The organism is Bradyrhizobium yuanmingense (assembly GCF_029167105.1).
GTDB classification, from domain to species: Bacteria; Pseudomonadota; Alphaproteobacteria; order Rhizobiales; family Xanthobacteraceae; genus Bradyrhizobium; species Bradyrhizobium yuanmingense_A.
Map to the genome: position 1 here is coordinate 174,669 of NZ_JARFML010000015.1, position 25,219 is coordinate 199,887.

23 protein-coding genes, 1 tRNA gene and 2 pseudogenes are annotated in these 25,219 nt (G+C 63.6%); 11 read left to right on the plus strand and 15 right to left on the minus strand.

Annotated features, from left to right (window positions below):
• Window positions 1-2: 2 nt before the first annotated feature.
• The 7 genes from eda to P0R31_RS21265 form a co-directional block, all read right to left on the minus strand.
• Window positions 3-653 (minus strand): bifunctional 4-hydroxy-2-oxoglutarate aldolase/2-dehydro-3-deoxy-phosphogluconate aldolase, encoded by a 651-nt coding sequence (eda, locus tag P0R31_RS21235; protein WP_275516054.1) that lies wholly within the window; start codon window positions 651-653, stop codon window positions 3-5.
• Window positions 654-678: 25 nt separating this feature from the next.
• Window positions 679-1,653, minus strand: coding sequence for a sugar kinase (locus P0R31_RS21240; RefSeq protein ID WP_275516091.1), 975 nt, complete (start codon window positions 1,651-1,653; stop codon window positions 679-681).
• A gap of 24 nt (window positions 1,654-1,677) precedes the next feature.
• Entirely contained in the window at window positions 1,678-2,664 is a 987-nt protein-coding gene (denD, locus tag P0R31_RS21245; protein WP_275516055.1) for a D-erythronate dehydrogenase, read from the minus strand.
• A gap of 75 nt (window positions 2,665-2,739) precedes the next feature.
• On the minus strand, window positions 2,740-3,663 hold the full coding sequence (locus P0R31_RS21250) for a carbohydrate ABC transporter permease (RefSeq protein WP_430516849.1): 924 nt from the start codon (window positions 3,661-3,663) through the stop codon (window positions 2,740-2,742).
• Window positions 3,656-4,573, minus strand: a complete 918-nt coding sequence (locus P0R31_RS21255) for a carbohydrate ABC transporter permease (protein ID WP_430516851.1) — start codon at window positions 4,571-4,573, stop codon at window positions 3,656-3,658. The genes P0R31_RS21250 and P0R31_RS21255 overlap by 8 nt, the downstream gene beginning before the upstream one ends.
• Before the next feature lie 101 nt (window positions 4,574-4,674).
• Window positions 4,675-5,994 carry an ABC transporter substrate-binding protein gene (locus P0R31_RS21260; protein WP_275516058.1) on the minus strand — a complete coding sequence of 440 codons (1,320 nt, stop codon included), beginning with the start codon at window positions 5,992-5,994 and terminating at the stop codon, window positions 4,675-4,677.
• Window positions 5,995-6,061: 67 nt separating this feature from the next.
• The gene (locus P0R31_RS21265; RefSeq protein WP_260369918.1) at window positions 6,062-7,129 is read right to left on the minus strand and encodes an ABC transporter ATP-binding protein; all 1,068 of its coding nucleotides are present in this window, start codon (window positions 7,127-7,129) and stop codon (window positions 6,062-6,064) included.
• Window positions 7,130-7,330: 201 nt separating this feature from the next.
• On the opposite strand from P0R31_RS21265, the gene P0R31_RS21270 reads away from it, so the two are divergent.
• The 7 genes from P0R31_RS21270 (at window position 7,331) to P0R31_RS21300 (ending at window position 13,730) form a co-directional block, all read left to right on the plus strand.
• On the plus strand, window positions 7,331-8,431 hold the full coding sequence (locus tag P0R31_RS21270; protein WP_275516061.1) for a LacI family DNA-binding transcriptional regulator: 1,101 nt from the start codon (window positions 7,331-7,333) through the stop codon (window positions 8,429-8,431).
• Between the two features lie 123 nt (window positions 8,432-8,554).
• Window positions 8,555-10,384: an IlvD/Edd family dehydratase gene (locus P0R31_RS21275; RefSeq protein ID WP_275516063.1), complete on the plus strand. Its 1,830-nt coding sequence runs from the start codon at window positions 8,555-8,557 to the stop codon at window positions 10,382-10,384.
• Between the two features lie 134 nt (window positions 10,385-10,518).
• Window positions 10,519-11,250, plus strand: coding sequence for an SDR family oxidoreductase (locus P0R31_RS21280; RefSeq protein WP_275516064.1), 732 nt, complete (start codon window positions 10,519-10,521; stop codon window positions 11,248-11,250).
• Window positions 11,251-11,268: 18 nt separating this feature from the next.
• Window positions 11,269-12,015 carry an SDR family NAD(P)-dependent oxidoreductase gene (locus P0R31_RS21285; protein ID WP_275516065.1) on the plus strand — a complete coding sequence of 249 codons (747 nt, stop codon included), beginning with the start codon at window positions 11,269-11,271 and terminating at the stop codon, window positions 12,013-12,015.
• Between the two features lie 7 nt (window positions 12,016-12,022).
• Window positions 12,023-12,415 carry a GFA family protein gene (locus P0R31_RS21290; protein WP_275516066.1) on the plus strand — a complete coding sequence of 131 codons (393 nt, stop codon included), beginning with the start codon at window positions 12,023-12,025 and terminating at the stop codon, window positions 12,413-12,415.
• A gap of 148 nt (window positions 12,416-12,563) precedes the next feature.
• The gene (locus tag P0R31_RS21295; protein WP_275516067.1) at window positions 12,564-13,244 is read left to right on the plus strand and encodes a site-2 protease family protein; all 681 of its coding nucleotides are present in this window, start codon (window positions 12,564-12,566) and stop codon (window positions 13,242-13,244) included.
• Window positions 13,245-13,307: 63 nt separating this feature from the next.
• Window positions 13,308-13,730, plus strand: a complete 423-nt coding sequence (locus tag P0R31_RS21300) for a hypothetical protein (protein WP_128262191.1) — start codon at window positions 13,308-13,310, stop codon at window positions 13,728-13,730.
• On the opposite strand, the gene P0R31_RS21305 is transcribed toward P0R31_RS21300, so the two are convergent.
• The 5 genes and pseudogenes from P0R31_RS21305 to P0R31_RS21325 form a co-directional block, all read right to left on the minus strand.
• Complete coding sequence (locus tag P0R31_RS21305) at window positions 13,718-14,542, minus strand: energy transducer TonB (RefSeq protein ID WP_275516070.1); 825 nt, start codon at window positions 14,540-14,542, stop codon at window positions 13,718-13,720. The genes P0R31_RS21300 and P0R31_RS21305 overlap by 13 nt on opposite strands.
• Window positions 14,543-14,554: 12 nt before the next feature.
• Window positions 14,555-15,013 (minus strand): TonB system transport protein ExbD, encoded by a 459-nt coding sequence (gene exbD / locus P0R31_RS21310; RefSeq protein WP_275516072.1) that lies wholly within the window; start codon window positions 15,011-15,013, stop codon window positions 14,555-14,557.
• Window positions 15,014-15,016: 3 nt separating this feature from the next.
• On the minus strand, window positions 15,017-15,949 hold the full coding sequence (exbB, locus tag P0R31_RS21315; RefSeq protein ID WP_275516074.1) for a tonB-system energizer ExbB: 933 nt from the start codon (window positions 15,947-15,949) through the stop codon (window positions 15,017-15,019).
• Window positions 15,946-16,143 (minus strand): annotated as a pseudogene (locus P0R31_RS21320) (PKHD-type hydroxylase); the annotation flags it as partial. The gene exbB and the pseudogene P0R31_RS21320, both read right to left, overlap by 4 nt.
• A gap of 213 nt (window positions 16,144-16,356) precedes the next feature.
• Window positions 16,357-16,581: pseudogene (locus tag P0R31_RS21325) on the minus strand (hypothetical protein); the annotation flags it as partial.
• Window positions 16,582-16,955: 374 nt separating this feature from the next.
• Here P0R31_RS21325 and P0R31_RS21330 point away from each other — a divergent pair.
• Genes P0R31_RS21330 through P0R31_RS21340 form a run of 3 tightly spaced genes read left to right on the plus strand, consistent with a single transcriptional unit; the run spans window position 16,956 to window position 21,895 of the window.
• A complete protein-coding gene (locus P0R31_RS21330; RefSeq protein WP_275516075.1) occupies window positions 16,956-18,128 on the plus strand; it encodes an efflux RND transporter periplasmic adaptor subunit in 1,173 nt (390 codons plus the stop codon).
• Window positions 18,125-21,268 (plus strand): multidrug efflux RND transporter permease subunit, encoded by a 3,144-nt coding sequence (locus tag P0R31_RS21335; RefSeq protein WP_275516077.1) that lies wholly within the window; start codon window positions 18,125-18,127, stop codon window positions 21,266-21,268. The genes P0R31_RS21330 and P0R31_RS21335 overlap by 4 nt, the downstream gene beginning before the upstream one ends.
• A gap of 60 nt (window positions 21,269-21,328) precedes the next feature.
• Window positions 21,329-21,895, plus strand: a complete 567-nt coding sequence (locus P0R31_RS21340) for an invasion associated locus B family protein (protein ID WP_275516078.1) — start codon at window positions 21,329-21,331, stop codon at window positions 21,893-21,895.
• A 10-nt stretch (window positions 21,896-21,905) separates the two neighbouring features.
• On the opposite strand, the gene P0R31_RS21345 is transcribed toward P0R31_RS21340, so the two are convergent.
• From P0R31_RS21345 to P0R31_RS21355, 3 genes are all read right to left on the minus strand, one after another.
• The gene (locus P0R31_RS21345; protein ID WP_275516079.1) at window positions 21,906-22,268 is read right to left on the minus strand and encodes a DUF1428 domain-containing protein; all 363 of its coding nucleotides are present in this window, start codon (window positions 22,266-22,268) and stop codon (window positions 21,906-21,908) included.
• A 409-nt stretch (window positions 22,269-22,677) separates the two neighbouring features.
• Window positions 22,678-22,751, minus strand: a tRNA-Gln gene (locus tag P0R31_RS21350).
• A gap of 214 nt (window positions 22,752-22,965) precedes the next feature.
• Window positions 22,966-23,775 carry a hypothetical protein gene (locus P0R31_RS21355; RefSeq protein WP_275516080.1) on the minus strand — a complete coding sequence of 270 codons (810 nt, stop codon included), beginning with the start codon at window positions 23,773-23,775 and terminating at the stop codon, window positions 22,966-22,968.
• Between the two features lie 613 nt (window positions 23,776-24,388).
• Between P0R31_RS21355 and P0R31_RS21360 the strand changes: the two genes are divergently transcribed.
• Window positions 24,389-25,090, plus strand: coding sequence for a DUF3750 domain-containing protein (locus P0R31_RS21360; protein WP_275516082.1), 702 nt, complete (start codon window positions 24,389-24,391; stop codon window positions 25,088-25,090).
• Window positions 25,091-25,219 lie beyond the last annotated feature (129 nt).

The window sequence follows — 25,219 nt, forward strand, 5'->3', positions numbered from 1 at the left end:
CTTCACGCGGCTTTCAACGCCTTGAGGGTCCGCTCGCAGATGGCAGTTATGCCGGCCCAGTTCCCGGCCCGGATCTCCGCCGTCGGGCACAGCCAGGATCCGCCGACCGCAACGACATTGGGTTCGGCCAGCCAGGTCGCGGCATTGGCCTCGCCCACCCCGCCGGTCGGGCAAAACCGCACGTTCGGGAACGGCCCGCCGAGGGCGCGCAGGCCCTTGATGCCGCCGGCCTGCTCCGCCGGGAAGAACTTTGCGACATCAAAACCGTAGGACAGCGCCATCATCAGCTCCGAGGCCGTGGCAATGCCCGGCGCGAACGGCAAGGAGCTGTCGGTCGCGGCCTTGAGCAGATCGGGGGTCAGGCCCGGGCTGATGCCGAACGCGACGCCGAGCTTCTCGACCCGGCTGAAGTCGGACGGGTTGAGAATGGTGCCGATGCCGACGACGGCCTCGGGGACCTCGGTCATCACCGCACGCGCCGCCTCGATCGCAACGGGGGTGCGCAGGGTCACCTCCAGCGTGCGGACCCCGCCGGCAACCAGCGCGCGCGCCAGCGGCACCGCATCCTGGATGCGCTCGATGGTGAGGACGGGAATGACGGTCGCGGCCTTGAACAGCGCGACGAGGTGGTTCTGTTGGGCAGCCGTGGTCATGGGTCTCGATTCATTTGGTCGCTGTCTACTTGTTGGCCTGGCGGGACGCCGCCGGCCGGTGCCGCTTCTTCGGCGGCATGGCATAGCCCGGAATGATGGCGCCGGGATAGCAGATCACGAGGCTGGCGAGCCGATGTCCTGATAGGGCCGCCTCGGCCGGCTCGGCGCCGGCAAGTCGGGCCGCGATATAAGCCGCGGCGAAGCTGTCGCCAGCGGCGGTGGTATCGACTACCGGCTTGGTCATGGGCTCGGCGCGGACCTCGCTGGCGCCACCGGGATAGCGCAACAGGCTCACCGGCTCGGGCAGTCGGAACACCAGCTCCGGGGTCGGGATCCGCGCCATCAGCTGGTCGTGACTTTCGCCGGGCCAGAGCGCGAGCAGATCCTCGGTCGAGGTCAGCACGATGTCGGCCGCCGCGAACGCCGCAGCAAATACCTCGCGTGCGACGTCGCGGTCCGGCCAGCCGCGCGCGCGAAAATTGGTGTCGAACACGAAGCGGGTGCCGAGCAGGCGCGCACGCTTGATCGCGCCGAACAGGCGCTCGCGCCCGGCCGCGTCGTAGATCGAGAGCGTGATCGCGGAGAGATAGACGACGTCGTAGCTCATCAGCGAGTTGAGCAGCTCGTCCGTCTCCGGCAGGCTCATCAGTTGGCGCGCGGCCGCACTGTCGCGCCAATGGAAGAACTGGCGCTCGCCCTTGCCGTCCGTCTGGATCATGTAGAGGCCGGGCAGCTTGCCCGCGAGCCGCACGACACGGCGCGTGCCGACGCCTTCCGCATTCCAGGCCGCGACCATCTCGTCGCTCAGGGCGTCATCGCCGAGCGCGGTGAGATAATCGACCTTGACGTCCAGCCGCGCCAGATACACGGCCGTGTTGAGGGTGTCGCCGCCGAAGCCGCGTGAGTACAGGCCACCGCCCTGCCCCTGCCCGGCGGACGCGCCGCCCTGGGCCTGCCGCAGCTCGACCATGCATTCGCCGATGCAAGCAACGCTCGCCATCATCAGGGCCCGCTCAGTCCGAGGTCAGGCGACGAAATTGCCGCCGAGCTCGTCTTCGATGTGAATGCGGATGATATCGTCGAACGTCTTCTCGGCGGTGGTGAAGCCGAGCTCGCGCGACCGCCTGGCGTCGAAATTGCGCGGCCAGCCGCCGACGATGCCGACGATGAAGGGATCGGGCTCACGCTTGATGCGCGCGGCGACCTTCTCGCCGGCGACCCGTTTCAAGGCGGCTATCTGCTCGCCGACCGTGGCCGACAGGCCCGGCATGGTCAGGTTGCGGCGCGGGCCGACGGCCGCGAGATCCATGGTGCCGGCGTGGAGCAGGAAGCCGACGGCCGAGCGTGGCGTCGCGTGCCAGTGGCGGACGTCCTCGGAGACCGGGAGGATCGCTTCCTTGCCGGCGAGCGGCTCGCGCAGGATGCTGGAGAAGAAGCCCGAGGCCGCCTTGTTGGGCAGGCCGGGGCGGATGCAGATGGTCGGCAGGCGGATTCCGATGCCGTCGAGGAAGCCGCGACGGGAATAATCGGCGAGCAGGAGTTCGCCGATCGCCTTCTGGGTGCCGTAGCTGAGCAGCGGGGTATGGAAGAACTCGTCGCCGATCGCATCGGGAAACGGCGCGCCGAACACTGCGATCGAGGATGTGAACACCACGCGGGGCTTGTAGCCGCCGCCCGCAAGGCGGATCGCATCGAGCAGCATCCGCGTGCCGTCGAGATTGATGCGATAGCCCTTGTCGAAGTCGAGCTCGGCCTCGCCGGAGACGATCGCGGCGAGATGGAAGATCACGTCGGGGCGGCCTGCGATCAGCTTCTCGGCGGCGCCCGGCACGGCGAAATCGCCCGAAACGGTCTCGACCGGGAAGCCGGCCTTCTCCGGCTTCTTGGGCTCGATCACGTCGTGCATGGTCAATTTCGTGATGTCGCTCTTGCCGAGCCGGCCATCGCGCAGCAGCCGTTCACAGAGTTTGCGGCCGACCATGCCGGCGGCGCCGAGAACCAGAATGTGCAAGAGCTCAACTCCTTCTCATTGACTGGAGCGCGCCGCTCTTGAAACCCATTGGCGCGCCCTCGGCAAACCCCGCGATCATTCCTTCACGGCGCCGGTCATCGCCGACACATAATGCTCCACGAAGAAGGCGTAAAGGATCACGAGCGGCAGCGAGCCGGCCAGCGCTCCCGCCATCAGCGAGCCCCAGCGGTAGATGTCGCCGTCCACGAACTCGTTGACGATCGCGACCGGCACCGTCTTGTTGCTGGTCGATTGCAGGAACGTCAGGGCGTAGATGAACTCGTTCCAGCACAGCGTGAAGCAGAAGATGAAGGCCGAGATCAGGCCGGGAATGGCCAGCGGCACGACGATCTTGACCAGGATCTGCCAGCGGCTCGCCCCGTCGATCAGCGCGCATTCCTCGAGCTCGAAGGGGATGGTCTTGAAATAGCCCATCAACAGCCAGGTCGAGAACGGGATCAGGATGGTCGGATAGGTCAGGATCAGCGCCAGCGGCGAATCGAACAGGCCGTACTGATACACGACCGTGGCGAGCGGAATGAACAGGATCGACGGCGGCACCAGATAGGCGAGGAAGATCAGGCCGCCGACGAGATTGGCGCCCTTGTAACGCAAGCGCACGATGGCGTAGGCGGCGAACACCGAGGCGACGATCGAGAGCACCGTGGCGCAGATCGCCACATACATCGTGTTCCAGAGCCAGTAGGGATAGTAGCTCTCGAACAGCAGCTTGTGGAAGTGCTTGAAGGTCGGGTTCCAGGTCCAGAACGGATTGTACTTGTCGAGATCGAGCAGTTGCTCGTCGGGCTTCACCGAGGTCAGCGCCATCCAGTAGAACGGGAACAGCAGGACGACGACGATGATCGTGAGCGGCAGATACAGCGTCACCAGCCTGCGCGGCACCGACTGCAGATAGCTCATGCCCTCGCTGTTGTCGACGCGCGGTGGCGCCGACAGCACGCTCTTAAGGTCGACTTTCGCGGCGGGAAGATCAGTCATTGCTCTCTCCCTGCTGCCACTTCCGGCGCTGCAATCCGAACCACGAGACCATGATCGCGGCGAGCAGGAACGGGATCATCGCACTGGAGATCGCGGCCCCCTCGCCGAGCTGCCCGGCGATGATCGCGCGCTGATAGGACAGGGTCGCCATCAGGTGGGTGGCGTTGACCGGGCCGCCACGCGTCATCGCCCAGATCAGCTGGAAGTCGGTGAAGGTGAAGAGCACCGAGAAGGTCATCACGACGGCGATGATCGGTGTCAGCAGCGGATAGGTGATGTAGCGGAAATTCTGCCAGCGCGTGGCGCCGTCGAGCGTCGCCGCTTCATAGAGCGAGGGCGAGACGGTTTGCAGCCCTGCCAGCAGCGTGATCGCCACGAAGGGCACGCCGCGCCAGATGTTGGCGAAGATCACGCAAATGCGTGCCCAGGTCGTGTCGCCGAGAAAGTTGATGTTCTGGTTGATCAGGCCGAGCTGCTTCAGCGACCAGGAGATGATCGAGAATTGCGAGTCGAAGATCCACCAGAAGGCGAGCGCGGAGAGCACCGTCGGAACGATGAAGGGGATGAGCACCATCGCGCGCAGCATCGCCTTGAACGGCATGTGCTCGTTGAGCAGCAGCGCAAGGTAGAGGCCGATGCCGAATTTGAAGGCGCTGGCGACGAAGGTGTAGAGCAGCGTGTTGAACACCGACAGCCAGAAGATGGAATCGTCCCACAGCCACTCGTAGTTCTCGAAGGCGATGAAGTGTCCGACCCTGCCGATGCGCGTGTCCGTGAAGGACAGCCAGATGCCGAGCCCTAGCGGATAGGCCAGGAAGAAGATCAGGAACACCATGGCCGGCACCATGAACCAGAAGCCGAGCCAGTTGCGATTGTGTTTGAGCTGGGCCCAGGCACCAGCCTCGGTCATCTGAGGCTTGGCCCGGGGAATTGCGACATCAGCCATGCCCGATATCCCTGATCGAAATGTTGACGAGCGGGCGGCCCGAGAGCCGCCCGCCCCGTGACTGTTCAGCGATAGATGCGCTTCAGCTGGCGCTCGGCTTCCGCCATCGCGCCCTTCACATCCTTGGCGCCGGTGCAGTAATTGGCGAACATGTCGACGACGATGAAGTCGGCGATCGCGGTTGCAGCCTTCTCACCCACGGTGCCGATGCCGGACGCCGGCAGCGTGCGCTTGGAGGCCTGCGAGAACACGGCGTTCTTCGGATCGGCCGTCCAGATCGGCGCCGATTCGTAGGCGTTCAGGGTTTGCGTCAGATAGCCCTGCGCGCCGGCCAGCCACTTCTCGTAGTTCTCCTTCTCCAGCATGAAGGCGACGAAGGCCTTTGCCGCATTGGGATATTTGGTAAAGTTGAAGGCGAGGATCGGCAGCGCCAGCTGCAGCTCGGTCGGCTTGCCGACCGGACCGACCGGCCAGAGCGCGTGATAGGTGTCCTCGGTGAGCTCCTTCTTGCTGGCATCGTTCTTGGCGGCGACGTAGATCGAGATGCCGTTCGCCGTGCAATAGAGCTCGCCGGCGAGATACGCCTTGTTGTTGGAGGAATCGTTCCAGGACGCCGTGCCCGGAATGAAGCTGTCGTACAGCGCCTTGCAATATTCCAGCGCCTTCGCCGTCTCCGGCGAATTGATGACGATCTTGTCGTTCTGGTCGACCGTGTAGGCACCGTGGCCCCACAGCACCCAGTGCAGCCAGGAATTGCCGTCGCCGGAGGCGTGACCGAGCGCGAAGCCGGCCGGCGTGTTGTTGGCCTTGAGCGCCTTGCACATCTCGAGGAAGCCGGGGAAGTCCTTCGGGAATTCCTTGAAGCCGGCCTTGTCGAGCGCCGACTTGCGGTAGGTCATGTAACCGCCGTTGGTGGCGACGGGAATGCCGAGCCAATCGTTGCCGAGCTTGCAGGTCTTGGCGGCCGCATCGGTCCAGCCGCCGTATTTGTTGCCAAGATAATCGGCGACGTCGTTCATCTTCAGCACTTTGGTCGGGAACAGCTGCGGCAGCGTGTGCAGGCCCCAGGCGAGATCGAGGCCGGAGCCGGTGTTGGCCGCAACCGAGGCCTTCGGCTGCACGTCCTCGAAAGACTCGCTGAACGTATTCATCTCGGTGCCGGTCGCGGCCTTGAACGCCGCCACCATCGCGTTGAACGCATCGTCCTCCGCCGGCACGAAGCGCTTCCAGCGCATCACCGTCAGCTTGGCGCCGGGTTCGGCCTTCCAGGGCGCGCTCTGCGCCCAGGCCTTGGCGAAGTCGAACAGTGCCGGCCCCGTCAGCATGCCGGTCGCAGCCAAAGCGGTGCCGCCTTGGAGCAGAGACCGGCGGGTAAAGTCTTGCATGTTATCCTCCCTGTGATGCTTTTTTTCGTCTTATGGCTTGTCGTCTTATGCCTTGCCGTCTGATGCGCTAGGCGTTCATGCGCTTGCCCGTCGCATCATCGAACAGATGGACCAGCGACGGCTCGGGCTTCAGCCGCACCTTGTCACCCGGATTGAACTGGTGGCGCTCGCGGAAGACCGCGACGACCTGCTCGCCGCCGAGCTTGGCAAACACCTGCGTCTCCGAGCCGGTCGGCTCGACCACGATGATCTCGGCCTCGGCGCCATCATCGGCGATGGTGAAGTGCTCGGGCCGCACGCCATACACCGCAGGACGGCCGTCGGAGCCGGCCGGCGCGGTCTTGAGCGGCAGCTTGACACCGTTCGGCCCTTCGAAGGTCGCAACGCCGTTGACGCGCACATGGCCCTTCAGGAAGTTCATGGCAGGCGAGCCGATGAAGCCGGCGACGAACTGGTTGTCGGGCTTGTCGTAGAGCTCGAGCGGCGTGCCCATCTGCTCGACGATGCCGTCATGCATGACGACGATCTTGTCGGCCATGGTCATGGCCTCGATCTGGTCATGGGTGACGTAGACCGTCGTGGTCTTCAGCCGCTGGTGCAGCTCCTTGATCTCGGTGCGCATGGCGACGCGCAGCTTGGCGTCCAGGTTCGACAACGGCTCGTCGAACAGGAAGACCTGGGGATCGCGCACGATGGCGCGGCCCATGGCGACGCGCTGGCGCTGGCCGCCGGAGAGCTGTCGCGGATAGCGGTCGAGCAGCGGCGACAGCGCGAGGATCTCGGCGGCGCGCTTGACGCGCTTGTTGATCTCGTCCGAACTGGCATTACGCAGCTTGAGCGAGAAGCCCATGTTGTCGGCGACCGTCATGTGCGGATAGAGTGCGTAGTTCTGGAAGACCATCGCAATGTCCCGCTCCTTGGGCTGGACATTGTTGACGACGCGGTCGCCGATCGAGATCGTGCCGGAGGTGATGTTCTCGAGGCCGGCGAGCATGCGCAGAAGCGTCGACTTGCCGCAGCCGGAGGGGCCGACCAGGACGACGAACTGACCGTCCTCGATCGGAATCGTGACGCCGTGCAGGACTTCAAAATTGCCGAACGATTTCCGCACGTCGCGGATTTGCACAGACGACATCTAGCTCCCTCCTCGAAAGTCCACGGCGCCTCTCGCGCCGCGACCGTCTTGTTTTTCGGACTTCACCGAACGAAGCCCGAGCTTAGCGGGCGACATTGTCGGTAGTTTGTGCGGTTTTGGCAATTTGTCTTTGGTTAGTCGTTGCTGGTAGCGCTGTCAACGTTCCTTTGTTTGCGGGACTGACTGTGTTAAGAGCAGCAAATGGGTCGAAAACGCACCAAGTCAGGCAAGATCCGGCTTGCCGAAGTGGCCGAGCTCGCCGGCGTCAGCCCGATTACCGCGTCGCGCTTTTTCCGCAATCCGGAGGCCCTGTCGGTCGCCAAGCGGACGCGGGTCGAGAGCGCCGCCAAGGAGCTCGGCTATGTGCCCAATCTTGCCGCACGCGCCCTCGCCTCGCAACGCACTGAGGTCATCGGTGTCCTGATCCCATCGCTCACCAACAACGTGTTCTCGGACGTGCTGCGCGGCATCTATGACGCCTCCGAAGGCAGCCGCTACTCGATCCAGTTGTCCAACACGCGCTACAGCATTCTCCAGGAAGAGAAGTTGCTGCGTCTGTTTCTGGCGCAGAAGCCGGCCGGGCTGATCGTCACCGGCATCGACCAGACCGCGGAGTCGCGCGCGATGCTTCAGGCGGCGGACTGCCCGATCGTGCAGATCATGGAGATCGGCCCGGACCCGGTCGACATGATGATCGGCTTTTCGCACTATGATGCGGCCCGCGCGGCAATCGCGCATCTGTTCGAGCAAGGTCACCGCAAGGTCGGCTTCGTCGGCGCGCGGATGGATCCCAGGGTGCAGCGGCGGCTGGACGGATATGTCTCGGCCATGAAGGACGCCGGATCGTTCGATCAGCGCCTGGTGGTCACGACGGCGACGCCGACCTCGGTGACGCTCGGCGGCGCCCTGTTCGCCGATCTGCTGGCGCGCGGGCCCGACATCGACGCGGTGTTCTGCGCCAATGACGACCTCGCGCTCGGCGTGCTGTTCGAATGCCGGCGCCGGGAGATCGCAGTCCCCGGGCAGATCGCGATCGTCGGCTTCAACGACCTCGAATTCATGGCCTCCGCCGTCCCCACCCTCACCAGCGTTCGCACCAACCGCTACGAGATGGGCAAGACGGCCGCCACCATGCTGATCGACGCGATCGAGGGTCGGCGCCCGGAGCAGCCGGTGCTCGATCTTGGCTTCAAGGTGATCGAGCGGCAAAGCTCGTCGGCGCGACGTTCGGACAGCAGGCCAGCCGTATCAGGCGCGGCCGCGGCGAACAAAATGATAGCGTTACCAAGCAGCCACGACTAGTATCGGAATCGTGAGGAAACGACCCGCCAGCGGGAAGGCAGATCATCGCGCGCGCCGTTGGGCACCGCACATGCCGGACACCATGAGACGGACGCCAGTGCGTTTGCATTGCAGGAGAAACCAATGACAAAGAAACCAACCAACGGGCATGCCGCCGGCAGCAACGGTACCCGCCGCCATCTTCGCTCGCAGGAATGGTTCAACAATCCGCACAATCCGGGCATGACCGCGCTCTATATGGAGCGTTACCTGAATTACGGCCTCACCCGCGCCGAGCTGCAATCCGGCAAGCCGATCATCGGCATCGCCCAGACCGGCAACGATCTGTCCCCCTGCAACCGCCATCATCTCGAGCTCGCGCACCGCGTCCGCGAAGGCATCCGCGAGGCCGGCGGCATCGCGATGGAGTTCCCGACCCATCCCATTCAAGAGACCGGCAAGCGCCCGACCGCGGCGCTCGATCGTAACCTCGCTTATCTCGGCCTCGTCGAGATTCTCTACGGCTATCCGCTCGACGGGGTGGTGCTGACCACCGGCTGCGACAAGACCACGCCGGCCTGCATGATGGCTGCAGCGACGGTGAACCTGCCTGCGATCGTGCTGTCGGGCGGCCCGATGCTGAACGGCTGGCATAATGGCGAGCGCACCGGCTCCGGCACCATCGTCTGGAAATCGCGCGAGCGGCTCGCGGCCGGCGAGATCGACTATGAAGAGTTCATGGAGATCGTGGCCTCCTCGGCGCCCTCGGTCGGCCATTGCAACACCATGGGCACGGCCTCGACCATGAACGGGCTTGCCGAAGCGCTCGGCTTCTCGCTGCCGGGCTGCGCGGCGATCCCGGCCCCCTATCGCGAGCGCGGCCAGATCGCCTACGAGACCGGAAAACGCATCGTCGAGATGGTCTGGGAGGACCTGAAGCCCTCGGACATCCTGACCCGCAAGGCATTCGAGAACTGCATCGTGATCAATTCGGCGATCGGCGGCTCGACCAACGCGCCGATCCACATCAACGCGCTCGCCCGCCATATCGGCGTCGAGCTGTCGATCGAGGACTGGCAGAAGTTCGGCCACGACGTGCCGCTCCTGGTCAACATGCAGCCGGCCGGCTTCTATCTCGGCGAGGAATTTCACCGCGCCGGCGGCGTGCCCGCCGTGGTGCGCGAATTGATGAAGCACAACCGCATCCATGAGGACGCGATCACCGTCAACGGCCGCGGCATCGGCGAGAACTGCAAGAACGCGCCCGCACCCGACAACGACGTGATCTGGGCTTACGACAAGCCGCTGGTGAAGGACGCCGGCTTCCTGGTGCTGCAGGGCAATCTGTTCGATTCCGCGATCATGAAGACCAGCGTGATCTCGAAGGAATTCCGCGACCGCTATCTCAGCAATCCGAAGGACCTCAATGCCTTCGAGGGCCGCGCCATCGTGTTCGAGGGGCCGGAGGATTATCACGAGCGGATCGACGACCCCTCGCTCGACATCGACGAGCGCTGCGTGCTGTTCATCCGCGGCACAGGCCCGATCGGCTACCCCGGTGGCGCCGAGGTTGTGAACATGCAGCCGCCGGCGGCGCTGATCAAACGCGGCATCCTGTCCCTGCCCTGCATCGGCGACGGCCGCCAGTCCGGCACTTCCGGCTCGCCCTCGATCCTCAACGCTTCGCCTGAAGCGGCTGCCAATGGCGGGCTTGCCGTCCTCAAGACCGGCGACAAGGTCCGCATCGACCTCAACAATGGCAGCGCCAACATCCTGATCTCGGACGAGGAGCTGAAGAAGCGCCACGCCGAGCTCAAGGCGAGCGGCGGCTTCAAGCATCCGCCGAACCAGACGCCGTGGCAGGAGATCTATCGCAACACCGTCGGCCAGCAATCGACCGGCGCCTGCATGGAGCTCGCCACAAGGTACCAGAACGTCGCCGGCACGTACGGTGTGGCGCGGGACAATCACTGACGCTGTCATTCCGGGGCGCGACGCAGTCGCGAGCCCGGAATCCATTCATCCACCGATGCTGTTGCTCGATGGATTCCGGGTTCGCGCCAAGAGGCGCGCCCCGGAATGACGAAAGAAAATTCAGAGGAGAGAAAATGGCAGACCGCCTCAAGGGAAAGCGCGCCGTCGTCACGGCTGCCGCGGCAGGCATTGGGCGCGCTTGCGCGATCGCATTCGCGCGTGAAGGCGCAACCGTCATCGCCACCGACATCAACGAAGCCGGCATCGCGAGCCTGACCAAGGAAGGCATCGCCGAAGTCGCAAAGCTCGACGTCCGCAACACCGCCGACGTCAACGCCTTCGCCAAGCGCGTCGGCAGGATCGACATCCTGCTCAACGCCGCCGGCTTCGTGCACCACGGCACCATCCTGGAATGTTCGGAAGAGGACTTTGACTTCTCGTTCGACCTCAACGTCAAGTCGATGCACCGGACCATCAAGGCCTTCCTGCCCGACATGATCGCCGGCGGCGGCGGCAGCATCGTCAACATCTCGTCCTGCGCAGCCTTGAGGCCGCCGGCGAACCGCTACGTCTACAGCTCGTCGAAGGCGGCGGTATCGCTGCTGTCCCGTGCTGTCGCGCTCGACTTCATCACCAAGGGCATCCGCTGCAACTCGATCTGCCCCGGCACCGTCGAGACGCCTTCGATGCTCGATCGCGCGGCAGCCCAGGGCCCGCAGGGCAAGGAGATGTTCATCTCGCGCCAGAAGATGGGCCGGCTCGGCACCGCCGAGGAGATCGCGGCGATGGCCGTCTATCTCGGCAGCGACGAGAGCGCCTTCACCACCGGCGTCGATCTCGTCGTCGACGGCGGCTACATGCTCTGACGCAAGAAGGCCTACGGCATGAACAAGATCGATCTCAACGGCCGCATTGCCATCGTCACCGGCGGCGCGCAAGGGTTTGGCCGTGCCATCACCGAGCGCTTCGTCGCCTCCGGTGCCAAGGTCGCGATCTGGGACTTTGACTCAGCCTTGGCCGAGAAGACCGCAAAAGAGATCGGCGGCGAAACGAAAGTCTTCAAGGTCGACGTCACCGACACGGCGGCCGTGGAGCAGGCCCGCGATGCGACGCTCAAGGCCTTTGGCAAGATCGACATTCTCGTCAACAACGCCGGTATCGCCGGCGTCAACAAGCCGGTCTGGGAGACCGAGCTCGAGGAATGGCGCAAGGTGCTGCGCATCAACCTCGACGGCCCCTTCATCGTCTCCAAGGCGATCGTGCCCGAAATGCTCAAGCAGAAATACGGGCGGATCGTGAACATCGCCTCGATCGCCGGCAAGGAAGGCAACCCGAACGCGGCGCATTATTCAGCGTCCAAGGCAGGCCTGATCGCGCTGACGAAGTCGCTCGGCAAGGAGCTCGCCGCCCATGACATCCTCGTCAACGCGGTGACACCGGCGGCGGCGAAGACTGCGATCTTCGACCAGATGACGCAGCAGCATATCGACTTCATGCTCTCGAAAATCCCGAAGGCACGCTTCGTGCTGGTGGAAGAGCTCGCCGCGATGGTGGCCTGGCTGGCATCCGAGGATTGCGCCTTCTCGACCGGTGCGGTGTTCGACATCTCGGGCGGGCGCGCGACCTATTGAGGACATCATGATCCGGGAAGGCGGATGCCTGTGCGGCGCGGTGCGGTTCAAGGCGGAGGGCGAGCCGCTCAACGTCCGCATCTGCCATTGCCGCATCTGCCAGAAGGCAATGGGATCGCCCTACTTCGCACGCGCGCAGTTCGACCAGCGCGCGCTCAGCGTCGAGGGCGAGACTTCACGCTATGCATCGTCCGAGAACATCGACCGCGTGTTCTGCAAGAAGTGCGGCACGCGCCTGTTCGCCTGGCGGCGCAACGGCACGCTGGCGGGCGTCGCGCTCGCCACGTTCGACGACCGCAATGCCTTTGCCCCGACCGAACACATCTGGGTGTCGGAAAAGCTCGCCTGGGTGAAGCTCGACGACGGTCTGGTGCAATATCCAGGGACGATCCCAGCCTAATTGTTTGATAGCACGGCGGCGTATTGGCGGCCCATTTGTAACATAGCATTTCGGGACGGGTCCCCCTATGTTGGGCTGCAGCAGCGTCGCTGCGCCGCAGGCCCGGCTCGGATGGCTGCAAGGCCGCAGGCAACCGAACGGACGAGCAGTGAACATTTCCTTCTATGACGTCTCCGTCTGGGTCTTCCCGATCCTGATCGCCATCACCTTTCATGAAGCCGCGCACGCCTTCGTCGCGTACCGCCTTGGCGACAACACAGCCTGGCAACTCGGCCGTGTCAGCTTCAACCCGTTCCGTCATATCGACCCGTTCGGCACCGTCATCCTGCCGGCGATGCTCGTGTTCGCGCATTCGCCGTTTTTGTTCGGTTATGCCAAGCCGGTGCCCGTCAATTACCGCAAGCTCCACCACCCCAGGCTCGACATGGTTTGGGTGGCCCTCGCCGGCCCCGCGACCAACATCCTGCTGGCGCTGATCGCGGCCCTCGCGCTCCACGCCCTGCCTTGGGCTCCAGCCAGTTCGGCACGATGGATCTTCGACAACATCTGGAATGCGATCCGGCTCAACGCCATCCTCGCCGTCTTCAACATGATGCCGATCCCGCCGCTGGACGGCGGCCGAGTTGCGGTCGGGCTGCTGCCGCGGGCCCTCGCCTTGCCGCTGGCCCGGCTCGAGCCGTTCGGTATGTTGATCCTGATCGGGCTCTTAATCCTGCTGCCGCTGGCGGGCTCGCAGTTAGGTCTAAATCTTGATGTTATTTCAGCAATACTGCGGACGTTGACCGGTTATGTGATTCAGGCTGTTCTCTTCCTGACCGGCAATGCGTAGTTGAACCGGAACACCCGAACACGAGCCGAAAGGCCAGAGGCCGACTTGGTCAAAGCTGCCGATATGCTGATCGCGCGACGCGCCGACACCCGCGCCCGCGCCGATTTCGCCACCTGGAAGATGATGGCCAAGCTCAACGGGGCGTCCGCGCTGCCTCCGGAGGCCCAGGAGTTCCTGAGCAGCTACAGGAACCTGCTGGCGCAGATGAGCGAAGGCGAAGCCACCGAGGCCACCATCGGTGCGATCTACAAGGCCTATTACGTCGAGATGGGCGGCGCTGGAACGCCGCCCGACGTCCGTCCGCGCGAGGCCGAGCCGGCAGCGGACAATGTTACCGCTTTCCGGCGCCCGGCCCCGAAGCCGAAAAGCGCTGGTTACTTCGGGACAGGCGCGGCCAGCGGAGCCCAGAAACGGCCCCTGCCCGTGGCGCTGATCTTCGCCTGCCTGGTGGTGGTCTATGTCGGGATCCGGCTCTACTGGCGTTGAGCCGACTTCTTGTTGGCGGTCTTCTTCGATTTCTCAGGGGCGAAGCTGATCTCGAGGGTGCGCTCGAAACGCTCCTCGGTCAGTTGAACCGGAGGTGGCTCGAAAGGATCTGCCTTGCGGATCATCGATACCGCGGCTGCATCGTAGGCGGCGTCACCGGACGACTCGACCAACTCAACCGAGAGCACATTTCCCTTCCGGTTGAGCGCAAAATTCACCTTAACTTTCTGGTTGGTATTCACTCTGCCTTCCGGGGTGATCTCGTGCTGCTTGATGCGCGCACTGATCTTCTTGTTCCAGTCCGTTGTGATCTTCAGGATGTCCTTGCCCGCACCGACCACAGGAGCCATCGCCTTATCAGCCTCGCGCGTTGCCTCCTCGAAAGTCTGCCGCGTCTGGTCGATCTGCCTAGGCGCTGCTTCCGCGGCTGGAGTTTCCACGGCAGCCACTTTCGGATCGTCGTCCTGCTCCTTCTTCGCTTTGTTTTCGCTGACGATACGATCGGGCTCCTCAACTTCTTGCGGCCGATCCTGCGGAAGCTCCGTCTCCTTTATTTCGGCCTTCTGCTCCGGAAGTTCCGGGCGCTCCTCCTGCGCCACAGAGTCGTTTGGTCCAACGGGCACGTTGGAATCTTGAACTTCCGGCGAAGCCATCTCGACGGCGAACTCGGCTCCGGCCGCGCCGAGACCATCGCCGTCGTCGTCGCCGTGCAAATGCGCCAGCGCGAGCGCAGCACCGCCGAGATGCAGGGCGAGCGCGGCCGCCGCCGCGAGGATCCAGAGCTTCCGGGATGGTCTCGGTTCGTCCGCCATCGTTCCGTCTTCTTAAGGCTGGGCGGCGCCTGCCACAGGCGCCCCCGGTGCGCCTTCCAGCGCGACCAGCTTCACCCGCGTATAGCCGCCCGAGCGCAAGAGCTCCATCACGCCCATCAATTCGCCATAGGGCACCGAGCGATCGGCGCGCAGGAAAACATACTTGTCCTTGCTCATGTCGGAAAGGCCGTCGAGGGTGCCGATCAACTCGCCCCGGTGAACGGGGTTCTCCCCGATCGCGAGCGTCAGATCGGGCTTGATACTGAGATAGGTCGGCTTTTCCGGCTTCTTCTGCGGCGTCGCACTCGACGTCGGCAGATCGATCGGCAGATCGACGGTGGACAGCGGCGCGGCGACCATGAAGATGATCAGCAGCACCAGGATGACGTCGATGAACGGCGTGACGTTGATGTCATGCGTTTCGCCGAAATCGTCGTCTTCGCCTTCATTGTCTGCAAGCGAAACACCCATGGCTCACTCCGCCGCGCGCGAATGCACGCTGCCGTGGCTGCGGTCGAGATCGCGCGACAGCAGCCGCCCCGCAGCACCCGAGGCGCGGCTGACGAGCTCGAGATAGCCCTTCGTCACGCGCGAGAAGTGGTTGTAGATGATGACGGCGGGAATGGCGGCGACGAGGCCGATCGCGGTGGCGAGCAGCGCCTCGGCGATGCCGGGCGCGACCACGGCGAGGTTCGTGGTCTGCGACTTCGAGATGCCGATGAAGCTGTTCATGATGCCCCAGACCGTGCCGAACAGGCCGACGAAGGGCGAGGTCGAGCCGATGGTCGCGAGCACGCCCATGCCGATCCGGATGCGCCGCTGCTCCGCACGCACGATCTCTGAAAAGCTCGAGGCCGCGCGCTCCTTGATGCCGGCATCGCTGGACAGGCCAGCCGACATCCGCGCTTCGCGCAACGCCGCCGCAAGGAACGACGGCAGGATACCCTCCTTGGTGCCGAGCGCCATCTGCGCTTCGGCAAGCGAGCGCGCCTCCGCAATCTTCTTCAACGCCGAACGCAGCTTGCCGGAGGCGACCGACAGCTCGATCGACTTGGCAATGAAGACGGTCCAGGTCACCAGCGAAGCGAAGGCGAGCCCGATCATCACCGCCTGCACGATGACGTCCGCCGACTTGAACATCACCCAGGGCGACAATTCCTTCATAACCGCCGCCTCGGGCTTCGCACTCGCGGGATTGGCGGCCACCGGGGCGGCACCCACGACGGCGGGAGCCGTCGAGGCCGCAGGCGCAGCTGCCGGGGGGACGGTTCCGGCAGCGGACGGCTGAGCCGTCGATGGGGCCGGTGCCGGCGCGCTCTGTGTCTGGGCGGAAACGGGGGACGCGAGCCAGGCGGACGCCAGCATCAAGGCTGCGGCAAGGCTTGCTTGGAAGGACATGGTCTTCATACTTCGGCCCAGTAACGAATGAGGTTGTGATAGATACCCGTCAATTTGACCGTTTCGGGATCGTCGCGCCCGAGCCGTTCCACCAGCGCCTGAATCGCGGTGTCGAGGTCAAAGATCATGCTCCGGGCTTGATCGTCCCGTATCATGCTCTGAAGCCAGAAGAAAGACGCAACCCGCGTCCCCCTGGTCACGGGGTGATGAGGTGCTGGAGGATAGAGCACAAGGCCCTCCAATTCCCGTCGTTCACACGTCGAACGAATGTCGGCTGTTGGTATCGGCCACTCAATTGCGGGTCAATGCGTGCCGTCCGCCAGAACCCTTGAATAGATCAAGATCAAAACGATTCTAAACTGCCCGCTCTCTGAGCGAAGGATGCGTCCTAGACGCAAATCGATTGCTGACACTCGCGGATTCATCAGCCAGAGCAACTCGTCGGCCGACTTCTGCGAGATGGCGCGCACGCGAACGGTCTTGTCCGTGCCGGCGATGTTGGCGCCGTTGACGACGGCTTTGATCTCGTCGCGAAAGTCGGCGAGGAAGCACAAGGGATCGCGCTGCTCGTTGGCGCCCCAAGCAATCAATCCCATGATCAGAATCTGGCACGCGATCAGCTTGCCGTTCAGCTCGTCCATGCTTTGCTCCGTCGCTGCGGCGCCGATATGGACAATGCCGAAATCCAGGACAACCGAAACGGCCTCGACGCGACTTAGCACCGTTCTTGCGGCAGATCCGAAAGGCGCCGCGGCGCGGGGCCGATCGGTCCCGAGCACACTGCTCCGCGTGCTGCGCAAGACTTGCACGCCGGCCGGTCGCGGCGGGAAAACGCGGCATTGCACGTCGCCGCGCCAGCAAGCTGCCTACACGGTGCAAAGCTTTCCAATTGTTTAGGATTCTCACCCGATAGTGCTGTTTACTCTGGAAGTTGGCGTGTATTATACATCATGCTGGAACCGTACGATTGCCCCGATATTCGTAGCCGAGAGCATACGAGCCGACACGAGACGACATGAACAAGTCCCGGCCGATCCTTTGGCTTCTGATCAGCGCGGCCGTGGCTTCCGCGGGCTATTATGGTTGGCAGAAATTCGGCGCGTCCGAGGCTGGAAAAACCCAGACCGCACAAAAGGGCCCGCCTCGCCCCTCCGCCGTCCCCGTCAGCGTTGCACCGGTCCAGAAGACCGACTTTCCGGTCTATCTCACCGGTCTTGGCACGGTTCAGGGCTTCAACACGGTCCAGGTCCGAACCCGTGTGGATGGCCAGATCGACAAGCTCGAATTCAGGGAAGGCCAGATCGTCAAGCAGGGCGATCTCCTGGTTTCGATCGATCCCCGCCCCTATCAGGCCGCGCTTGACCAGGCCAAGGCCAAGAAGGCGCAGGACGAGGCCAGTCTCGCCAACGCCAATCTCGAGCTCCAGCGCGCCACGAAGCTCGGCGAATTCGCCACCGCCCAGCGCGTCGACACGCAGCGGTCCACTGTCGCTCAGCTCACCGCGCAGATCGCCGCCGATGATGCCGCGATCTCCAACGCCCAGACCCAGCTCGATTACACCCAGATCAAGGCGCCGATCACCGGCGTTGCAGGCCTGCGTCAGGTCGACATCGGCAACATCGTCAACGCTTCGTCGCAGACCGCCATCGTCACGATCTCGCAGGTCGAGCCGATCGCGGTGATCTTCACCGCGCCGGAAGACCAGCTCCCCTATATCAGCGAGGGCCACAAGGCCGGCGCGCTCAAGGTGATCGCCTTCACCACCGACGGCAAGAAGACGCTGGCCGAAGGCAAGCTCGCTGTGATCAACAACCAGGTCGACACGAGCAGCGGCACGATCCGGCTCAAGGCGGTGTTCGACAACAAGGAAAGAACGCTGTGGCCGGGCCAATCGGTCTCGACGCGGCTCCTGGTGCGAACGCTGAAGGATGCGACCGTCGTTCCGGATGATGCGGTCCAGCACTCCACCAACGGGCTCTACGCCTATACGGTCAACCAGGACAACAAGGCCGAGCTGCACAAGGTCAAGGTGAGCTATGGCATCGACGGGCGTTCGGTCATCGAGGAAGGATTGACCCCCGGCCAGCAGGTGATCGTCGGCGGACAGTTCAAGGTCCAGCCCGGAAGCCTGGTGTCGACGGCGGTGGCAAGCTCGGATCCGGCCCAGAACAAGGTACGGCAGCAATGACCGGGGGCGGGATTTCGGCACCTTTCATCCGATATCCCATCGGCACCTCGCTGCTGATGGCCGGCATTCTCTTCGTCGGCCTCGTCGCCTACCCCCTGCTTCCGGTCGCGCCGCTGCCGCAGGTGGACTTTCCGACCATCCAGGTCACCGCCAACCTGCCGGGCGGCAGCCCAGAAACGATGGCTTCGTCGGTGGCGCAGCCGCTCGAGCGGCAATTCGCCCAGATTCCCGGCATCGCGCAGATGACCTCGACGAGCTATCTGGGCACGGCGTCCATCACCATCCAATTCGACCTCAACCGCAACATCGACGGCGCCGCCAACGACGTGCAGGGCGCCATCAACGCGGCCAGCGGCCAGTTGCCGAAGAACCTGCCGTCGCCCCCGACCTACCGCAAGGTCAACCCCGCCGACGCGCCGATCCTGCTGCTGTCGGCGACATCGGAGACGCTGCCGCTGACCAGCGTCAGCGACGCGGTCGACGCCCAGCTCGCCCAGCAGATCAGCCAGCTCTCGGGCGTTGCCCAGGTCTTCATCGGCGGCCAGCAGAAGCCCTCCATCCGCATTCAGGTCGATCCCGCAAAGCTGGTCGCCAAGGGCCTGTCGATGGAGGACATCCGCAGCCAGATCGCGATCACCACGGTCGACAGCCCCAAGGGCAACATCGACGGCGAGAAGCGGGCCTATACGATCTACGCCAACGACCAGCTCACCAACGCGAAGGACTGGAACGACGTCATCATCGCCTATCGCAACGGTGCTCCGTTGCGAATCCGCGATATCGGCCGGGCCGTCAGTGCCGCCGAAGACGCCAAGCAGGCGGCCTGGGCGAACGGCAAGCGCGGCGTGTTCCTCGTGATCTTCAAGCAGCCGGGCGCCAACGTCATCGAAACCGTCGACAGGATCAAGGCGACCCTGCCCCGCCTCGTTGCCGCGATACCGCCCGCGATCAAGATCGAGCTGATCAGCGACCGCACCGCGACCATCCGTGCCGCGGTCGAGGACGTCCAGTTCACGCTGCTCCTGACCATTGTGCTCGTGGTCATGGTCATCTTCATCTTCCTGCGCAGCTTTTGGGCGACGGTCATTCCTACGGTCACAGTTCCGCTGGCGCTGCTGGGCGCGTGCGCCATGATGTGGCCGGTCGGCTATTCACTCGACAATCTGTCGCTGATGGCGCTCACCATCGCGGTCGGCTTCGTGGTCGACGACGCGATCGTGATGCTCGAGAACATCACGCGCTACATCGAGCAAGGCGACTCGCCGATGGAGGCGGCCTTCAAGGGATCGAAGGAAATCGGCTTCACCATCGTCTCGATCAGCATCTCGCTGGTCGCGGTGCTGATCCCGCTGCTCCTGATGGGCGGCATCATCGGGCGCCTGTTCCGCGAATTCGCCGTGGTGCTAGCGATGACCATCTTCGTTTCGATGTTCGTGTCGCTGACACTGACGCCGATGATGGCCTCCCGCTTCCTGCGCGCCCATGGCGAGGTGCAGCACGGCCGCTTCTATCAATGGAGCGAGCGCGCCTTCGACGCGATGCTGCGCGGCTACGAATATGTGCTCGATCACGCCCTCGCCTGGCGGCGCACCACGCTTGCGATCTTCTTCGTCACGCTCGGTCTGTCGATCTACCTGTTCGTGCTGATCCCCAAGGGCTTTTTCCCGCAGCAGGACGTCGGCCTGATCACGGCCACTTCTGAAGCCTCGCAGGACATTTCGTTCAAGGAGATGGTGAGGCGCCAGGAGCAACTCGGCAAGATCATCCTGGCCGATCCCGACGTTGCCAGCGTTGCCATGTCGATCGGCGGCAGCGGCCGTGCCGGCAACAACGGCAACCTGTTCATCACGCTGAAGCCGCGCAATGAGCGCGACGCATCGGCCCAGCAGATCATCGCGCGTCTGCGTCCGCAGTTCGACAAGGTCCAGGGCGCCCGCCTCTACATGCAGGCGGCCCAGGATGTCCGGCTCGGCGGCCGACCGACGCGCACGCAGTTCGAATTCACGCTGCAAGACGCCAATCTGGACGAGCTCAACGAATGGGCACCGAAGATCCTCACCAAGATGCAGACGCTGCCGGAGCTGCGCGACGTTGCGACCGACCAGCAGACGCAGGGCACGACGGTCCAGCTCAAGATCAACCGCGACACCGCCGCCCGCTACGGCATCCAGCCCCAGCTGATCGACGACACGCTCTATGATTCCTTCGGACAGCGGCAGGTCACGCAATATTTCACGCAGCTCAACACCTACAAGGTGATCCTGGAAGTGCTGCCGGAGATGCAGGGCGATCTCGAGACGCTGAACAAGCTCTACGTGAAATCGCCGCTGACCGGCGACCAGGTGCCGCTGTCGACCTTCGCGAGCTGGACCACCGATCCGGTCCGCCCGCTCTCGATCAGCCATCAGGGCCAGTTCCCGTCGATCACGATCAGCTTCAATCTTGCGCAAGGCGTCGCGCTCGGCCAGGCCACCGAGGCCGTGCAGAAGGCGATGGCGGAGCTCGGCACGCCCCCGACGCTGAATTCGAGCTTCCAGGGCACCGCGCAGGCGTTCCAGCAGTCGCTCGGCACCGTGCCGCTCTTGATCCTCGCCGCGCTGGTCGTGGTCTATCTGATCCTCGGCATTCTCTACGAGAGCTACATCCATCCGATCACGATTCTGTCGACGCTACCCTCTGCCGGCGTCGGCGCGCTCGCGATCCTGATGGCGGCCGGATTCGACTTCAGCCTGATCGCGCTGATCGGCATCATCCTCCTGATCGGCATAGTGAAGAAGAACGGCATCATGATGGTGGACTTCGCGATTGCCGCCGAGCGCGACGAGCACAAGACGCCGGAGGAATCGATCCGCCAGGCCGCACTGCTGCGCTTCCGTCCGATCATGATGACCACGATGGCGGCCCTGCTCGGCGGTGTGCCCCTCATGCTCGGCCACGGCACCGGCGCCGAAATCCGCCAGCCGCTCGGCTACGCCATGGTCGGCGGCCTGATCGTCAGCCAGGCGCTGACGCTGTTCACCACGCCGGTCGTCTATCTCTACCTCGACAAGCTCAATAACTGGTTCTCGACCTGGGGCCGTTCGGACGACGAAGGCGAGGAGACGCCCGAGCACGGCAGCGTCAAGGAAGCCGCCGAGTAGGCTTGCACCGCGCCTGCCGCGACGCTACAGCGAAACCCCGGTTCGCAAATGCGGTTTCCCATGCCTGTGCAATCCAGACTTGTCGCCCTTGTCGCTGCTGTCCTGTTGTCAGCGGGCGCAGCGCACGCCCAGCAGGGCGCCAAGAAGAACGCCGCGCCCGCCCCGGCCGCGCAGCCCGCGCCTGCCCCGACCCAGGCGCAGGCTGACGGTGCTTCCGGACAGCCCGGCTGGATCGTCCGCTGCACCAGCGCAAGCCGCGACGCGCCGCTCGAATGCGCGATGGAGCAGAACGCGGTGCTGACCAAGACGGGCCAGACCGTCGTCCTGATCAACATCCGCATCGCGCCCGACACCCGCACGCCGATCGCGCTTCTGCAATTGCCGCTCGGCCTCAATCTTCCCGTCGGGGCCAAGCTCCAGGTCGACGAAGGCAAGACGTTCGATCTCCAGATCCAGACCTGCGAGAATCGCGGCTGCTACGCCTCGACCCCGGTTGCGCCGGACCTGCTCGCCGCCTTGCGGTCGGGCAAGCAGCTGAGGGTCTCGTTCCAGAACATGGCCAAGGAGACCATCGCGATCCCGATGCCGCTCGGCGATTTCGCGGCGGCCTACGACAAGATCAAGTAGCGGGCGCGCCTCACGTCGCGATGTCGCTCGCCCGGAGCAGCGTCGTGAAGCCGCCATAGATCATGCGCTTGCCGTCGAACGGCATGCCATCCATTTTCAGCCGCGGATCCGCCATCACCTTCTTGTTGATGGCATCGCGGCTCTCGCGGTCCCGATAGACGATCCAGGCGAACACCACGATCTCGTCCTCCTTCGCGATCACCGCGCGCGGGAACGAGGTGAGCTCGCCATAGGGAACGTCGTCGCCGATGCATTCGACATAGTCGAGCGCGCCGTGCTCCATCCAGATCGCGCAAGCGCTCGCCGCCATCGCCTTGTAGGCCTCGATGTTGGCCTTGGGCACGGCGAGCACGAAACCATCGACATAGGGCATCACGGATCTCCTTGTTGTGTGACCCAAGGACGATGGAGTACGCGGCGATCCGACACGAAAATGCGGTTCTGGGATGAGGCAAACGGTCGCGACCGGCAGTGCGGCCAAATCGCATGTCCGCGTCGTCGAGGAGCTCGACAGCAAATTGACCACGCAAGGCGGAAATCTCTGGAAGGCGATCAAGGCCTACATCGGCTCGGGCGCAGCCGCCGCGCGATATATGCAGAATGTCAAGGTATTTACGGAGTGTGCTGCGAGGAGGGGACGGGAGCTTGATCAATCGACCGGTCGCAGGCTCGGCACGATACTTCGACGTCGCGCAAATGTGTCGCCGAGGGCAGATCGGCCATATCGGCGGCGCCAACAAGGGAGCAGACGGCAAGGCCGTCGAATGGCTATCGTCGGGGACTGGCTGGGGAACCTGGATTCGAACCAAGACAAACAGAGTCAGAGTCTGTTGTGCTACCGTTACACCATTCCCCAAGAATCGTCGAACAAATTCAATGACTTGCCGATTTGCTCGACTGTGGCCGGCAGCGCGTTTGGCGCAAATCACGGCTCAGGCGTGGCAGCGTTCTACCCGCTCGGCCCTAGGCTGGCAAGCGCTCCGGTGGACGGCCCCGCCCGCCAAATGAAGGACGAGATACGGCTGGGTACTCGTGCTCGGAAGCCATTCCGCGGTCAGGCTGGCAACCCGCTACCGAACGTGCTTGTGTTGACTTCGTTTCCGGTTTTTCCGTCGTTCGACCGCGTAGCGCCCCGGCGAAAATGCCTCGGGCTCATACAACAAGCTGACTGACGCACGATATCCGTTCCAGTCGGCTTCCTTCATCCCCGTTTCCGCATCGCCAACCGGTGCGATACCGTCCAGCTCGTCGCAGCGCATTGTCTCGTCCGAGAAGCAGCTTTCGTGCACCGGCTTGACCTGAAACAATGGCCGGCTCCTGGAAATGAATATCTCCCTACCGGTCGTGATCAGCTGCACGTTGATGAAAAGGGGCCGACAATAGTTCGCTTCGACGATCGCTTCATACGGGACGTAGTCACTCGAGCTACGCAAATTGCATGTCGGGCCGACACTCAGACCCCAACCCTTTGCTGTCGTTACCAGCAAACCCGACCATATTTGCAAGATGCCCGGATGAAATAGCCCCGTGACCAGCGGGGGCCAATTCTTCTTCATATCCGGAGGTGCGAACTTGCCCCAATAGTCGATGAATGTCGGGTCAATATCGCTCACGACATCGTAGGGTACCGCGTCCAGCGGGTACCATTCTCCGTTCCTGGCCAGCAAGATCTGGGTCCCGTCCCAAAGCGCCCGGATATCGCAGGGAGGAAAGATGTACCAGCCGAACGAGGACGCCGTCCGAATTGCCTCGCAATACTGAAAGGCTGCCGTTGGCAGCGTCCCCAGAGCCGAGGCATCTGCGCGCAGTGGCCCGGGTGAACTCAGCAGAGCCTTTCGAAAGACCACAACAGGCCTTCTGCTCGGCGCTTCAGTGTCCATCTTCTCACCCTCGCCCACTGGGGTGACGCAGCCCAGCTACGACATGTCTAGATTATCCAGGCTGCGTCCCACGGTGCTCCGAACTTATCTGGTTGATTTTTGCTGCTTCGTTGTCGCACTCTTCTTCAGATGCTTGGCGATCCTGACGGGCATATTTCCGCCGTAGCCCATACCGACCGTAGCTCTCATCGGATTTGAGGGCCTCCGTTCAGAACGTTTTCCCATTGCGTGCTCCTGTCTGAGAACGTCGCTCCAAAGTGGCGACTTCCGATCTATAGGGCCCGCTCAAGGAAAGATCAACTCAAGATTGTGTTAATCGATGCACATCTAATGTGCACGCTATGATTGTGAGACGACCTCGCCCGTAGTCCAGCTCGATGTTCGCAGCCTTGATCACCTTCTTCCATCGCGCCGTCTTCGTGGCGATGTAGGCCGCGAACGGCTTGGAATCGAGTGCGACCGCGGTCGCACCGAGCTCAGCTATCCCGCGACCTCGCGGTCAAGTCGGGATTGACACGCTGATCGCGGGACTTTCCAACATCATTGTGAAAGCGCTTGCGAGACCTATATCGTCGAGGTGCCCTGCCGAACCTGATCTCCCTTGAGAAAATCCGTGCTCATATTTCTGCTGCTGGCCTTCGTGCCGATCGCGATTTCGGCCGCCCGCTATTTCTGGGTCGGAGATGGCCGCGGTAATTGGCAGACCGCGGACCGGTCCAGCGCCGGCCTGCTGCTGCCCGCCGCCTCGCATCCGGAAGCCCTGATCCGGGTCTACGCTGCGCGAACGGTGCGGTGGCGCAGCATCTTCGCGGTCCACACCTGGATCGTCGTCAAGGAGAAGGACGCGGCGAGCTACAGCCGCTACGACTATACGGCCTGGGGGGAACCGATCCGGAGCAATGGTTTCATCCCCGACGGTCGCTGGTTTGGCGCCTTGCCGGAGACGGTCGTCGCCATCGACGGCGCCAAGGCCGAAGCGCTGATCCCCAAGATCCGATATGTCGTCGAGAACTACAGATTTCGGACCTATGGCGATTACAGCGCCTGGCCGGGTCCGAATTCGAACACCTTCGTCCAGGCCGCTTTGGATGCCGTGCCGGAGCTTCACGCGGTTTTGCCGCCCACGGCCATCGGCAAGGATTACCCCTATTCGGGGCGATGGATCGGCCTCACGGCCTCGCGCACCGGCTTCTATGCCTCGCTCTCGGGCTATCTCGGCCTCACACTCGGCTGGGTCGAAGGTCTAGTCGAGCGTTTCCTTGGTTCGAATCATATCAGGCGGCCTCGGCGAGTTTATAGGACCAGGTGTGGATGACCGGATGGCGGTTCACGTCGTCGATGCCGGCCATGATGCGTTGCTTCAGCTCGTGTTTTGATGTCACCCGGATGTGGCGCAACACCGAGCGAGCAAATTTGGAGAAGAAGCCCTCGATCAGGTTGAGCC

Excerpts from the sequence above, each read along its gene's own strand:
- eda (WP_275516054.1), bottom strand. The coding sequence starts at position 653 with ATGACCACGGCTGCCCAACAGAACCACCTCGTCGCGCTGTTCAAGGCC.
- P0R31_RS21240 (WP_275516091.1), bottom strand. The coding sequence starts at position 1,653 with ATGGCGAGCGTTGCTTGCATCGGCGAATGCATGGTCGAGCTGCGGCAG.
- P0R31_RS21250 (WP_430516849.1), bottom strand. The coding sequence starts at position 3,663 with ATGACTGATCTTCCCGCCGCGAAAGTCGACCTTAAGAGCGTGCTGTCG.
- P0R31_RS21255 (WP_430516851.1), bottom strand. The coding sequence starts at position 4,573 with ATGACCGAGGCTGGTGCCTGGGCCCAGCTCAAACACAATCGCAACTGG.
- P0R31_RS21260 (WP_275516058.1), bottom strand. The coding sequence starts at position 5,994 with ATGCAAGACTTTACCCGCCGGTCTCTGCTCCAAGGCGGCACCGCTTTG.
- P0R31_RS21265 (WP_260369918.1), bottom strand. The coding sequence starts at position 7,129 with ATGTCGTCTGTGCAAATCCGCGACGTGCGGAAATCGTTCGGCAATTTT.
- P0R31_RS21270 (WP_275516061.1), top strand. The coding sequence starts at position 7,331 with ATGGGTCGAAAACGCACCAAGTCAGGCAAGATCCGGCTTGCCGAAGTG.
- P0R31_RS21275 (WP_275516063.1), top strand. The coding sequence starts at position 8,555 with ATGACAAAGAAACCAACCAACGGGCATGCCGCCGGCAGCAACGGTACC.
- P0R31_RS21280 (WP_275516064.1), top strand. The coding sequence starts at position 10,519 with ATGGCAGACCGCCTCAAGGGAAAGCGCGCCGTCGTCACGGCTGCCGCG.
- P0R31_RS21285 (WP_275516065.1), top strand. The coding sequence starts at position 11,269 with ATGAACAAGATCGATCTCAACGGCCGCATTGCCATCGTCACCGGCGGC.
- P0R31_RS21290 (WP_275516066.1), top strand. The coding sequence starts at position 12,023 with ATGATCCGGGAAGGCGGATGCCTGTGCGGCGCGGTGCGGTTCAAGGCG.
- P0R31_RS21300 (WP_128262191.1), top strand. The coding sequence starts at position 13,308 with ATGCTGATCGCGCGACGCGCCGACACCCGCGCCCGCGCCGATTTCGCC.
- P0R31_RS21305 (WP_275516070.1), bottom strand. The coding sequence starts at position 14,542 with ATGGCGGACGAACCGAGACCATCCCGGAAGCTCTGGATCCTCGCGGCG.
- exbD (WP_275516072.1), bottom strand. The coding sequence starts at position 15,013 with ATGGGTGTTTCGCTTGCAGACAATGAAGGCGAAGACGACGATTTCGGC.
- exbB (WP_275516074.1), bottom strand. The coding sequence starts at position 15,949 with ATGAAGACCATGTCCTTCCAAGCAAGCCTTGCCGCAGCCTTGATGCTG.
- P0R31_RS21330 (WP_275516075.1), top strand. The coding sequence starts at position 16,956 with ATGAACAAGTCCCGGCCGATCCTTTGGCTTCTGATCAGCGCGGCCGTG.
- P0R31_RS21335 (WP_275516077.1), top strand. The coding sequence starts at position 18,125 with ATGACCGGGGGCGGGATTTCGGCACCTTTCATCCGATATCCCATCGGC.
- P0R31_RS21340 (WP_275516078.1), top strand. The coding sequence starts at position 21,329 with ATGCCTGTGCAATCCAGACTTGTCGCCCTTGTCGCTGCTGTCCTGTTG.
- P0R31_RS21345 (WP_275516079.1), bottom strand. The coding sequence starts at position 22,268 with ATGCCCTATGTCGATGGTTTCGTGCTCGCCGTGCCCAAGGCCAACATC.
- P0R31_RS21355 (WP_275516080.1), bottom strand. The coding sequence starts at position 23,775 with ATGGACACTGAAGCGCCGAGCAGAAGGCCTGTTGTGGTCTTTCGAAAG.